This is a genomic window from Kribbella sp. NPDC026596 (genome assembly GCF_040638415.1).
Taxonomy (GTDB): Bacteria; Actinomycetota; Actinomycetes; order Propionibacteriales; family Kribbellaceae; genus Kribbella.
Window position 1 is genome coordinate 24,446 of sequence record NZ_JBEZYF010000056.1, and the last position, 13,028, is coordinate 37,473.

Sequence of the window (13,028 nt, forward strand, 5' to 3'; positions counted from 1 at the left end):
GCGAGAGTAGGCTCAGAGCCAAGAGCCAGGTGATCACGGAATTCCAAGGCTTCCTGCTCCGACAGCACATACGTCGGCGAGAGCACGACCTACACCTGCACGGTCGTGATCGACCTCTAAACCCCCACTCCCAGGCCCACCGGCGCATAACCCACACCGCTGGGCCTGCGCTCTGCCATCGCCCCGATCTTGACAAGCCTTCCGCCCGGCGACGACTGTCGACTCAACCGCTGCTGCAGGATCCGAGGGGGGACCTCAGATGCGCCGTCTCCACGTCTTACCTGTACTGTCCGTAGTGTCAGCAGTCCTCGTTGCAGGAGCGCTTGCCGGGCCGTCGACCAGCCTCGGTGCGCCGGCTCCGAGCAGCGTCGGCGCCGCCCAGCGGGCGCTGATGTTCTCCTCCGACGGTATGCGACCCGACCTGATGGAGAAGTACGCCGCCGGCGGCGCGATGCCGACGTACGCCGCGCTAATGGCGACAGGGGTCAGGGGCGCCAACGGGATGACCCAGGCGTTCCCGCCGAATACCGGCGTCGGCTGGTACACGATGGCAACCGGCGCGTACCCCGCCGAGCACGGCTCCACGAACAACACCTTCCACCGCGTCGGCGAGGGCAACTTCAACAACCGGACGTCGTTCTCCGGCCAGGGTGTATTGCAGGCCGACACGATCGCGGCCGCGGCCGAGCGGGCCGGCAAGAAGGTCGCCCAAGTCGAGTGGGTGGGTGGTGCCCAGGCCGGGATCGCCGGGCCGACGGTCGACTTCGCCAACTTCTTCTCCACTCGCGGAGTGCTGACGAGTCCCGCCGTGCCCGATGAGCAGGCCGGCGCGGCGGCCTTCGGGATCTCGTACCAGGTCGCGTCGTTCGCTCCGGCGTCCGGATGGACCAACGTGCCGTCTGGCGACCCCGCGGCGCCGCCGCAGCAGACCGCACTCACCGTCGCGACGACCTTCGGGAGCGTCAACCCGACCAGGCTCTACGACATCTACCTGTACGACGGCGTCGTCGACGGCACGGCGGCATACGATCACGCCCTGCTGGTTCGGTCCGCGGCAGCGAAGGACGGCACACAGGCATCGGCAGATCTGGCTCGAGGTGACTTCAAGGAGATCAAGCTCCGCGGCGCCGACGGCCTGATCGGCGCGCGGGCCGGCCAGACCGCGGGCTTCTACACCAAGCTGATCGACCTCGCTCCCGACCTGTCCAGCTTCAAGCTCTATTTCACCTCGGTCGAGCGGCTGATCGCGACGTGCGCGACCGCCGCCTGCAACACGCTGCCGGCCGGTGGCGCCGGTGAGAACCGGCTCGAGAAATACCTCGCCGAGAATTTCCCCACTGCGGTCGCGGCCGACTTCGCGCCGCTCGAGGCCCGCATCATCGACGAGGACACCTACGTTCAGCAGGGCCGTGACCTCGAGGCCGCGTACGGCGACGCAGTCCTGGACTACATCCTCGGAACGCTGCAGCCGGACACGCAGCTCGCGCTCGTCGGATACCCGGTGACGGACGAGTTCTCGCACCAGTTCATGGGGTTGGTGACGCCGACCGACATGGACGGTGCGGCAAACCCGTACTTCGACGACGTCAACGGTGACGGGACCAAGGACAACCGGATCGCCGTCCGCGAGGGCTATATCCGCAGCGCCTACCACGAGGCGGACGCCAAGCTGGCGCGGACGCGGGCCTTCCTCGGCGGCAACCCGACCACGATCGCCGGAAGCGACCACGGCTTCGGCGCCCAGTGGTACGCCGTGAACGCCGGCAAGGTGCTCTCCGACGCCGGTCTCCAATCCCCCGAGCAGCCGAGCAACTGCCGGGCCGCCGCGACGACGAACCTGGCGAAGGCGTGCTGGGCCGGCGGGACCGCTCAGATCTACGTCAACCTCGCTGGACGCGACCCCGGCGGCACGGTTCCGGCCGCCCAGTACGAGAACGTCCGGAATCAGATCATCAGTGCGTTCCAGAACCTGACCGACCCGGCGAACCCGGGCAAGCAGGTCGTGCTGAAGATCCTCAAGAAGGAGGAACTGCGCGACGTCGACGGATCGGATTCGCTGCATCCGTCGCGGAGTGGCGACGTCGTCGTGGTCACGCGTCCGCCGTACCAGTTCGACGCCGCGACCCCCGGGCAACGGATCGCGTTCAGCCAATTCTTCGGGCAGCACGGCTACCTGCCGAACCTGGTGGACATCGCGCACAACGTCAACATGCACGCCACCTTCGTCGCCGCCGGTCCTGGCATCCGGCACCGCGATCCCCTGCCGGGCGTGCGAGCCGTCGACCTGGCGCCGACGCTGTCCGTGCTCATGGGCATCCCCGGTCCGCAGAACGCGCGCGGCCGGATCCTTTATGACGTCCTGAACTCACCGGGCAGCCTGAAGGAGATCACGGTTCTCGACATCAGCGACTACCACGGCCAACTCGTGCCACTGGCGGACACCGCCGACAACGTCACCGGCACCGGCGCTGCGAACCCGTCGTTCGGGATCGGCGGGGCCGCATTCCTGAAGCCGTGGTTCGACCGCTACCGCGCCGAGGCGCCGAACGGTTCGATCACGATCGCGGCCGGCGACTCGGTCGGCGCGACGCCACCGATCTCGTCGTTCTTCGGTGACACGCCCACGATCGAGCTGATGAACTCGATGGGCTTCGGCTTCGACGGCCTCGGCAACCACAACTTCGATCGAGGCGAGGCGTACCTGCGCACCACGCTCATCCCGCTGGCGCAGTTCCGCTACCTGTCGGCGAACATCGTCGACAGCGCCGGGCGCACTCCCGCGGAGTGGAACCCGTCGGCGATCGTCGACACGTACGGCGGTACCAAGGTCGGCTTCGTCGGGTTCTCCAACGACGACATCCCCGAGCTCACCAAGCCGGACGCGCTCGGCCCGTTCCACGTCGCCAACTCGACCGCGGCGGTCAACGCCGAGGCGGCGCGGCTGCGAGCCAAGGGCATCACGACGATCATCGCGCTCGGGCACCTCGGCGCCGACTCCGGCACACTGACGAACCCGAGCGGTCCGCTGGTGGACCTCGCCGACAACGTCACCGGTGTCGATGCCGTGATCGGCGACCACACCGACTTCCAGGTCGTGTCCACCCGGCCCAACGGCGTACTGATCACCGAGAACCGGAGCAAGGGCATCCGGTTCACCCGGGTCCGGCTGGTGGTCGACACGTCGCGCAAGACGGTCGTCTACAAGACCGCGGACTTCCACAAGCCGTGGGACATCGGGATCACCCCCGACCCGGCGATCCAGCAGCGGATCGACCAGCTCAACGCCCAGCTCGCACCGGTCCTCAGCACCGTGATCGGCAGCTCGACGCGCTTCATCCCGCGCACCGACGCCTGCGGCAACGCGGCCGGCCGGACCTGTGAATCACTGGTCGGCAACGTCGTCACCGATGCGATGCGGCAGACGTACGGCGTGGACTTCGCCATCACGAACTCCGGTGGCCTGCGTGACGCGCTCACCTGTCCGACCACGGACAATCCCAACGACTTCTGCCCGCCATACACACCACCGCCGTACCCGATCAGTCGCGGCCAGGTGCTGACCGTGCTCCCGTTCGGGAACGTCGTCACCACCCTGCAGGTGAACGGCGCGGAGCTGAAGACCATGTTGGAGAACGGCGTGTCCCAGATGCCGGCCGCGAACGGCCGCTTCCCGCAGGTGTCCGGCCTGTGCTTCGGCTACGACATCTCGGCGCCGGCGGGTTCGCGGGTCCTGTCCGCGGTCCGGCAGGCAGCCGACGGCTCGTGCACCGGCGCGACTGTGGATCTGTCGGCGGCGTCGTCGTATGCGATCGCGGAGAACGACTTCATGACGAGCGGCGGTGACGGCTATCCGAACTTCTTCTCCCGCGCGACCACCCGCGACGTGATGGATCAGGTACTCGCCGACCACATCACGGCGAACACCCCAGTCGCACCGGCCATCCACGGCCGCGTCACCTGCACCACGAGTGGTACGACGCCTTGTCCGGTGGTGGTGCCCTGAAGGGTCGGCTCAGCCTGGATCCAGGCACAGCCGGCCGTAGCCACCGATGAGAGTGGTCCGGCTCGCACGACACGGGAACCATTTCAGGCTCTTCGGCTCGATGTATGGGTGACGTGGGCAGGTCTTGACTGGTGTGTGCTCCGCCCGCGCTGCGAACCTGATCAGCTGGCCAGGATCACCGCAAACGCATCGTGGATCGAGGTGAAGTGGTGGTCTGCCAGCGGTTCGCGGACCTGGTGCTGATGACCGATGCGGATCGTGCTGAGGTTGGCGTTCTTCCCGCCTGCGATGTCGTACGACGGGTGGTCGCCCACCATCCACCCGTCAGCCAGGGAGGCGCCGGCCTCCGAGGCTGCGATCGCGAAGATCCGCGGATCCGGCTTGCGTACTCCCACTGCTTCCGAGATGCAGCAGTAGTCCACGGCACCCGCGATCCCGGTGTGCTCGAGCTTGCGGGTCTGCTGCACCACACCGCCGTTCGTGACCACGGCTACCCGCCAACCCGCCGTACGCAAGGACTCCAAGCCCGCGAGCACCGCTGGCTCGACCCACGTGAACGACGGATGCTCCCGGTCGTACTCGTCGACCGAGACGGCGACCCCGAACCGTTCCCGGAACGCGGCGAACAGCTCATCCCGCGGGGTGAACCCACCGTTGTCATGGGCAACCAACCACTCGACCGCGTCGGGACCGCGCCCGGCGCGATCCACCCACCACCGAGCCCAGGCCAGGAACGCGCGGTCCCGATCGATCAGCGTGTTGTCGAGGTCGAAGCAGACCAGCCGACGCATCAGACGTCGATGCGGTTCTCGTCCAGTTCGTAGGCGCCCTGGACGATGAACTCCTTGCGTGGCGCGACGTCATTGCCCATCAGCAAGTCGAAGACGGCGGCGGCGGCCTCGCCGTCGTCGACGGTGATCCGGCGCAGCGTGCGGTGCCGCGGGTCCATCGTGGTCTCCGCCAGCTGGTCGGCGTCCATCTCACCGAGGCCCTTGTAGCGCTGCGGCGGCTCCTTCCAGCGGACGTTCTTCTTCATCAGCTCGGCCGTCTTCCGCTGGTACTCCGCGTCGCTGTAGGTGTACAGGTACTTGTCCTGCCCCTTCTTCGGGTTGGTCAGCTCGAACCGGTGCAGCGGCGGTACGGCGGTGTAGACGCGACCGGCATCGACGAGCGGCCGCATGTACCGGAAGAACAGCGTCGCGAGCAGGCAGCGAATGTGGGCACCGTCGGAGTCGGCGTCCGCCATGAAGATGATCTTGCCGTAGCGGGCCTGCTCGAGGTCGAACGTCCGGCCGGAGCCGGCGCCGACCACCTGGATGATCGAGGCGCACTCGGTGTTCTTCAGCATGTCGCCGACCGACGCCTTCTGCACGTTCAGGATCTTGCCCCGGATCGGCAGCAGCGCCTGGAACTCAGAACTCCGAGCCAGTTTGGCCGTACCGAGGGCCGAATCACCCTCGACGATGAACAGCTCGGACCGGTCGACGTCGTTGCTGCGGCAGTCGGCCAGCTTGGCCGGCAGCGCCGACGACTCCAGCGCGGTCTTCCGCCGCTGCAGCTCCCGGTGCTGACGAGCCGCCACCCGCGTGCGCGACGCGGCGACGACCTTCTCCAGCACCGCGCGCGCCTGGGCCTTCTGGGCGGCCTTGTTCGAGGTGAGGAATGCCTCCAGCTCGCTCTGCACGACCTTCGCCACGATCCGCGAGGCGGCCGGTGTCCCGAGCACCTCCTTGGTCTGGCCGTCGAACTGTGGCTCGGCCAGCCGCACCGTCACCACCGAGGTCAGGCCTTCGAGAACGTCGTCCTTGATGACCTCCTCGCCGTTCTTCAGCAGCCGCGTCCCGTCGAGAGCATTGGTGAAGCTCTTCGACAGCGCGCGCTCGAAGCCGGCCACGTGGGTCCCGCCCTTGGGCGTGGCCACGATGTTCACGAACGAGCGGACCTCGGTCTCGTACCCGTCGCCCCAGCGCACCGCGATGTCGACGTCCAGGTCGCGCTCGACGTCGGTCGGCGTCATGTGCCCGGCGTCGTCGAGCATCGGCACGGTCTCGGTGAAGTGCCCGGTCCCGGTCAGCCGGACGACCTCGGTCACCTTCTGGTCGGTGGCCAGGAACTCGCAGAACTCGCTGATCCCGCCGTCGTGCTTGAAGTGCTCCTCGGTGGGTTCGTCCCCCCGCTCGTCGCGGATCACCAGCTCGAGCCCCGGCACCAGGAACGACGTCTGCCGCGCCCGGGTGACAAGCTCGTCGTAGTTGAAGGTCGCGTCGCGGGTGAAGATCTGCCGGTCCGCCCAGTACCGGATCCGGGTGCCGGTGACACCCTTCTTCGCCCGGCCGGCCTTGCGCAGCCCCTTGGCCGGCGTGAACGAGGCGTTCGCGCCCGGGCTGTCGAACTCACCGGCCACACCGCGCCGGAACGAGGTGGTCCAGACCACACCGCCGCGGTCGACCTCGACGTCCAGCCGCGCGGACAGCGCGTTCACCACCGAGGCACCGACACCGTGCAGACCACCGGAGGCGTTGTACGACCCGCCGCCGAACTTGCCGCCGGCGTGCAGCTTGGTGAACACGACCTCGACACCGCTGAGCTTGGTCTTCGGCTCGATGTCGACCGGGATGCCGCGGGCTCGGTCGATGACCTCGACCGAACCGTCCTGATGGAGCACGACATCGATCCGCTCGCCGTGCCCGGCCAGGGCCTCGTCGACGGCGTTGTCGATGATCTCCCACAGGCAGTGCATCAGACCGCGGCTGTCGGTGGACCCGATGTACATGCCGGGGCGCTTCCGGACCGCCTCGAGTCCTTCGAGGACGAGCAGGTTGCGGGCGTTGTACGTCGGGTCGAGCTCGGTACTGCGAGGCGTCGGGGCGGCCACTGGGCTCCTTCACTGGTTCACACACTCAGGCCACACATCCGGGACCGGCCAGGTTCCGAACGCATGCCGACAGCCTATGCGGCCCGACCCCCGAATCCCTGCAGGCGGGGCTGTGCAGGCCATCAGATGGTACTTAGGTCCTCAGCGGATCGCTCGACCAGAAAGGTGTTTCGGCAGGTATCGATCCGGAATCGATCCGGGATCGATCCGGAGTGGTGTACGACACTCCGATCATCAGCACACGGTGATCGCACCATGGCGCACAGTGAGAGAAGACACGCCCGACACCCGCCGGAAACAAGAATTCGCCCGCTTCCGAAACGATTCCTCGTCAAGATGCGTCATACGGGAACAGGTGGTTCGTCTCACATACGGACACGTTGCCCCACCCGGGAAGCGATCCGCATGTCAGGATGTTGCTATCTGGTGAGTACGGAACTAGATGAGATGAGGCCTCAATGACTACAGCACTCGCCCCGAGTTCGGCCCTGTCGGCCGCGGATCGTTGTGACCGCTGCGGTGCGCAGGCCTACGTCCGAGTCACCCTGACCAGCGGTGGTGAGCTGCTCTTCTGCGCGCACCACGGCCGGGAGCACTCGGAGAAGCTGCGCCACATCGCGATCACGATCCACGACGAGACGGGACGGCTCGAAGCCAGTCCCAGCATCGCCACGGAAGACGAGCGGTAAGAAGGACCAGACTTCCAAACGCGCCAACGGCGGCGCCAAAGTCATACAGGCTTCGGTGGCGGTCACCCCGAGAGGGTGGCCGCCATCCTTCATTTACACGACAGGTACGCCGGGCGCCGGGCCATGCCGGCGCAGTTCGCGCCAAGCCCGGGCCAGCCGAGTGACCGCATCATCAAGCACTTGCTCCGAGTAGGCGAACGGAACTCTTAAGTAGTCGTCATGGAAGCCGGTCGGATCCATCGCATGACCCGCCACCACCTCTACGCCGTGCCGCAACGCCACCTGGGCGAACACTCGCGCATCGGTCTCCGGCAGCCGGATCCACAGCGCCGATCCCCCGACAGGTGCGGACCACTCCCATTCGGGCAGTCGTTCGGTCAGCAACTGTCCCATCAACTTCTTCCGCACCGTCGACACGCGAGCCCGTTCAGCGGTCAGCTCCGCGAGCCGCGGCAGCAAGCGTGCGGTGAGGGCCTGATCGATCACCGGGCTTCCCAGGTCCGCCAGCGCCTTGTGCCTCGCCAGCCGTTCCGCGAGTGGTCGTGACGCACGGATCCACCCGATCCGGAGCCCACCCCACACCGCCTTCGACACCGATCCGATCGACAGGACCTCGGCCTCGTCCGGCGCGTACGCGGCCAACGGCGGCGGGATCGACGGACCGGCCGGGTCCCACGCCGAGTACGCGTTGTCCTCGACCACGACGACACCGTGCCGCGCGGCGATTTCGGCGACCTGCCGACGCCTGTTGGCCGACATCAGCCGGCCGGTCGGGTTGTGGAACGTCGGCATCACGAACAGCATCGCCGGCTGGTGCTCGGTGAACGCGGCCGTCAGCAGGTCCGGCCGGATCCCGGCATCATCCAGCGGTACGCCGACCACCTGCCCGCCGGCCGCTCCGAACAGATCGAAGCAGCCCGGCCAACTGGGCTGCTCGATCGCCACCGCGGCACCGGTCCGCAGGTACATTTGCGTCACCAGCGCGATCGCCTGGTGCGCGCCCGTCGTGACCACGATCTCGTCCGGCGAGGTCGGCAGCCCGGACTCGGTGAAGTGCTCGGCGATCCGTTCCCGCAGGACGAGCAATCCGCGCGGGTGGTACCCAACATCGTCGAGCAGCGCTGGGAGATCACTGGTCGCCAGGTCGATCAGTTCCTCGGCAAGTTCGGGCAGCCCGGGGTCGACGGCGTACGTGAGCGAGATGACCTCCCCTGGCCCGACCGCGATCCGGTGGAACAACGAGTCGCCGTACCCGGCCGGCATCCGCTTGTCCGCTCGTGAACGACCACGTCCCGCCGATCGCGCGACCGTCGTACCGCTGCCGCGCCGGCTCTCGACGAGACCGCGGGCACGGAGTTCGTCGTACGCCGCGACCACGGTGGAGCGACTGATCGCGAGGGACTCGGCGAGCCGGCGTTCGGCCGGGAGGCGGGCGCCGACCGGGAGCTCGGCCGAGCCGATCAGGGCCGCGATCTCGTCGGCCAGCCGCCGGTACAGGCCGCCGGCGCGACCGGACAGCCGGTGGCCGATCAGGTGCGCCAGCGCGGCGGGATCTCCAGAACGGTCCACTTCTCCTCGGATTGGCTCGGGTGGACTGCTTCTCGCGCCGCGAGGCTAGTACGAGGAAGCAGTCCAGTTCTAGAGAAAGGCGGGATGATGGGGATCGGGCAACTGCTGGGGTTCGCCGGCGCGACGGTGGTGCTGGTCGGAATGCCCGGCCCGAACAACCTCTACATCTCGCTGCGCAGCCTCACCCAAGGACGGCGTGCCGGAGTGGTCTCGGCACTGGCCATCGAGACCGGCACCATCGTCTACATCGTCGTCACCGCGCTGGGCCTCGCGACGCTGGTGGAGGCCTCCCCCACGTTGTTCACCGCGATCACCGTCGCCGGCGCGCTGTACCTGGCGTACCTCGGCCTCAAGCTCATCCGGACCCGGGCAGCCGAGCACTCCGGTGGAGTCCAGGCCGCACCACTCGGCCGGGTCTTCCGCGACGGCGTACTGGTAAATCTGCTCAACCCCAAGGCCGCACTGTTCTTCCTGGCGTTCCTCCCGCAGTTCACCACCCGCGATGCCGGACCGGACCAACTCCGCACTGAGATGCTGCTGCTCGGCGTCGGCGCGATGCTCATCGGCCTGACGCTGGACCTCTGCTACGCCGTCGGCGCGGATGCGGTCGGCCGACGCTTCCGCTCGGCTCGTACGACGAGCCGCAGCCGCAACCTGGTCGTCGCCGCGATCTACCTCGGGCTGTCGGCGTTCGCACTCGTCAGCGCGCTCTGAGGTCCCTCCAGCACAGTGAGGACATCGTCCTCGACGCGCACGGACAGTACGTCGTCGCCGAGCCGAAGCCCGGTGATCTCGAGAGCACGCCAGGGAGATTGCGCCGGATTCACCACCAGCGTCTCCCCTGGCACGTCCGGCTCGATGCCGAGTGAGGCGACGATCGCCGCGACCGCCGAAGCAGCGGCCCAGGCTTGCGGCCGGCACGACAACGGGTACGGCGTCGGCGTGTTCTCCTCGCCCGTACCGCGACCGCCGTACAACTCCGGAAGCCGGTAGTCGAAAGCTTCCGCGGCACGGATCAGACCGTCCACGTACGACGACGCCACCGCCGCGTGACCGGTGGCGTACAGGCCCTGGATCGTCATCGCGGTGTCGTGCGGCCAGACGCTACCGGTGTGATAGCCGAGCGGGTTGAACCGGGTCATTGCCGTGGACAACGTTCTCAGCCCGAAGCCGCTGTTCAGATCCGCGCCGGCCAGGACATCGGCGACAGTCTGCTCCTCGTCCGCGTCGAGCAGGCCGGTGCCGAGCAGGTGGCCCATGTTCGACGCGCGGCCGATGACCGGGTTCTTGGCGCCGTCGAGCGCGATGGCGGGATAGCCGTCGACCCAGAAGGCGCTCCGGAATCGCTCCTGCAACGCGGCCGCCCACTCGCGCCACTCGTCGCCGGACTCACCGTGCGCTTCGAGAAGCTCGGCTCCCTTGACGGCGGCCGCGTAGGCGTAGCCCTGCACCTCGCACAACGCGATCGGTGCGGTGGCGAGTGTGCCGTCGGGCCATTGCACGGCGTCGGCGGAGTCCTTCCAACCCTGGTTGGCCAGTCCGTGGCCGGACTCATCGACGTACTCGAGGAAGCCGTCGCCGTCGGGATCGGCGGACTCCTTCATCCAGGTGAGCGCGCGACGGAGGTTCGGCAGGAGCTCGCGGACCTCGGCGGCGGGCATGCCCCAGCGCCAGGCCTTGTGGAGCGTGATGATCCAGAGCTGGGTCGCGTCGTGCGTGCCGTAGTACGCCGCCGGCAGGACGAGGCCGCCGCCGTGGTCCGCGACCTCGGCACGCAGTTCGTGCGGGATCTTGCCGGGCTGTTCGGCGGACTCCGGGTCGACCGTCGTGCCTTGCCAGGCGGCGAGCGCCCGGAGCGTGCCGGCGGCCAGACTGGGGTCGACCGGGATCAGCATGCCCGACGAGATCAAGGAGTCGCGGCCGAAGAGGGTGAGATACCAGGGCGGGCCGGCGCCGAGGTAGCGGTCGTCACCGACGGCCAACTGCAGTGCCTGCACGTCTTCCAGAGATCGGGTCAGCCAACGCTCGACCCGCTTGTCGTCGCAGGTCAACTCGACGGCGTACGGCGCTCTGTCCGCAGGCGGCTCGATCGAGAAGCCGGTGGTGGACTTCGGGAAGTCGGCGGTGACCCGCAGGGTCAGCGTGAACTCCTCCCCCGGCTCGACCCGAGGTGTCGCCGAGATGCCCGGGTCGGCGTTCACACTGACCCGGGTTTCGCCGCTCTCGAAGCGCATCCGGCGGAGACCGTCGGACAGCGGCGGCAGCTGCGGCAGGCTGGTTGCCGCGCCGCTGCGGACGGCCGCCGTGCCGGCGAGATCGGTGCCCAGGGCAACATCCAGCCGGCACTCGATCGGCACCCGGGAACGGTTCACCAGCGTGATCCGCTCGGTCAGCCCGTCGCTGTCCACCTCCCGTGTCCGGTACAGCATCACGGTCGGATCGTGCCGGGTGTCGCCGAGACCTTCGACCATCGCGACGTACTGATGGGCGGCCGCGCCGACCTCGACGGCGTGCACCGGGACCGGCTCGCGGCCGTCGACGGTGACGCTGAGCCGGGACAGGATGCGCCGATCACGGGCGTACACCCCCTCGGCGCCGGAGCCGGTGAGCTGACCCGACCTCGGCGAGAGGACCACCCAGGGAGCAGCCAGTGCGGTAACCAGTTCGTGCAGCTGGGACATACCTCCACCCTAAGGGGCCTCGTTTGCGGCAGAGTGTGGGTGTGAACACCGTGGCGACCATCCTCGTCGGCGTGGCGATCTTCGTCGGCATCCTCGGCATCATCATCCCGATCCTGCCGGGCGCGATCCTGAGCCTGGCGGCGATCCTGGTCTGGGCACTGGAGGAGCAGAGTGCGACCGGCTGGATCGTGCTCTCCGCCGCGATCGTGCTGATCGGGGCCAGCCAGGTGGTCAAGTACGTCGTACCGGAGCGCAAGCTCCGCGAGTCCGGCGTACCCCGGCGATCCATGCTCGTCGGAGTGGTGCTCGGGATCGTCGGGTTCTTCGTGATCCCGGTGGTCGGTATGTTCGTCGGTTTCCCGGTCGGCGTGTACCTGTCCGAGCGGCAGCGACTGGGCGCCCACGAGCACGCGTGGACCTCGACTAAGCACGCGCTGCGGGCAACCGGTCTGTCGATCCTGATCGAGCTGATCGGCACCTCACTCGCCGCAGCGGTCTGGCTGACCGCCGTACTGTTCCTGGTCTGATTGCCAGGCTTTTCTCAGCCGCACCGGAGGCCTGTCTCAGGTCGGAGGGGCAGCGTGGAAAGAACCAGTGCCAGGTGATGGCCTGGCACAGTACGGAAGGCAGGCAGCATGAAGCTTTCAGAGAAGCGGTGGAGACTTCTCGGCACGGTGGCCGCGGTCGCCGTGACCACCACCGCCGGCGGGGTGGCCTGGGCGGCGAACAGCGCCGATCCGACGCCGTCCCCGTCCAACTCGCCCTCGGCGTCACCGTCGGCCCCGAACCAACAGGGCCAGCCTGGTCCCGGCAAGGGCTTCGGGCACCGCGGCGAGTTCGGCCTCGGCGGGGCGCTGCACGGCGAGTTCGTGGTCCCGAAGGACGGCGGCGGGTACCAGACCGTCGCCACCCAGCGCGGCGAGGTGACCGCGGTCAGCAAGGACTCGATCACAGTGAAGAGCGAGGACGGCTACAGCCGCACCTACCAGGTCGCCGCCGAGACCTTGGTGAACTCGGCCCGGGACGGCATCGCGTCGATCAAGACCGGCAGCACCGTGTCGGTCAGCGCCGTGGTGGCGGACAACACCGCGACCGCGACGTCGATCAACGACGGCACGGCCCGGGACGCGGCCGGTCAGAAATGGGGGTTCAAGCACGGGCCCAGATGACGACTCACAGCTGATTGCCAGGAACCTTCCAGGATTCACACG

9 protein-coding genes are annotated in these 13,028 nt (G+C 68.1%); 5 read left to right on the plus strand and 4 right to left on the minus strand.

From position 1 onward, the window contains the following. Positions 1-295 precede the first annotated feature (295 nt). Complete coding sequence (locus AB0E63_RS34150) at positions 296-4,003, plus strand: alkaline phosphatase family protein (protein WP_360375361.1); 3,708 nt, start codon at positions 296-298, stop codon at positions 4,001-4,003. 161 nt (positions 4,004-4,164) lie between these two features. On the opposite strand, the gene AB0E63_RS34155 is transcribed toward AB0E63_RS34150, so the two are convergent. Then, entirely contained in the window at positions 4,165-4,794 is a 630-nt protein-coding gene (locus tag AB0E63_RS34155) for an HAD family hydrolase (protein ID WP_360375363.1), read from the minus strand. Next, a complete protein-coding gene (locus AB0E63_RS34160; RefSeq protein WP_360375365.1) occupies positions 4,794-6,878 on the minus strand; it encodes a DNA topoisomerase IV subunit B in 2,085 nt (694 codons plus the stop codon). The genes AB0E63_RS34155 and AB0E63_RS34160 overlap by 1 nt, the downstream gene beginning before the upstream one ends. Positions 6,879-7,336: 458 nt before the next feature. On the opposite strand from AB0E63_RS34160, the gene AB0E63_RS34165 reads away from it, so the two are divergent. Further along, positions 7,337-7,567, plus strand: a complete 231-nt coding sequence (locus tag AB0E63_RS34165) for a hypothetical protein (RefSeq protein ID WP_360375367.1) — start codon at positions 7,337-7,339, stop codon at positions 7,565-7,567. Between the two features lie 93 nt (positions 7,568-7,660). Here the strand turns inward: AB0E63_RS34165 and AB0E63_RS34170 are convergent, their stop codons facing one another. Further along, complete coding sequence (locus AB0E63_RS34170; RefSeq protein ID WP_360375369.1) at positions 7,661-9,136, minus strand: PLP-dependent aminotransferase family protein; 1,476 nt, start codon at positions 9,134-9,136, stop codon at positions 7,661-7,663. 87 nt (positions 9,137-9,223) lie between these two features. On the opposite strand from AB0E63_RS34170, the gene AB0E63_RS34175 reads away from it, so the two are divergent. Then, the gene (locus tag AB0E63_RS34175) at positions 9,224-9,850 is read left to right on the plus strand and encodes a LysE family translocator (protein WP_360375371.1); all 627 of its coding nucleotides are present in this window, start codon (positions 9,224-9,226) and stop codon (positions 9,848-9,850) included. Here the strand turns inward: AB0E63_RS34175 and AB0E63_RS34180 are convergent. After that, positions 9,808-11,817, minus strand: coding sequence for a glycogen debranching N-terminal domain-containing protein (locus AB0E63_RS34180; RefSeq protein WP_360375373.1), 2,010 nt, complete (start codon positions 11,815-11,817; stop codon positions 9,808-9,810). The two genes, AB0E63_RS34175 and AB0E63_RS34180, sit on opposite strands and share 43 nt — an antisense overlap. Positions 11,818-11,858: 41 nt before the next feature. On the opposite strand from AB0E63_RS34180, the gene AB0E63_RS34185 reads away from it, so the two are divergent. Both AB0E63_RS34185 and AB0E63_RS34190 read left to right on the plus strand, forming a co-directional pair. Next, positions 11,859-12,344 carry a DUF456 domain-containing protein gene (locus AB0E63_RS34185; protein ID WP_360375375.1) on the plus strand — a complete coding sequence of 162 codons (486 nt, stop codon included), beginning with the start codon at positions 11,859-11,861 and terminating at the stop codon, positions 12,342-12,344. Between the two features lie 108 nt (positions 12,345-12,452). Next, positions 12,453-12,986, plus strand: a complete 534-nt coding sequence (locus tag AB0E63_RS34190) for a DUF5666 domain-containing protein (protein ID WP_360375377.1) — start codon at positions 12,453-12,455, stop codon at positions 12,984-12,986. Positions 12,987-13,028 lie beyond the last annotated feature (42 nt).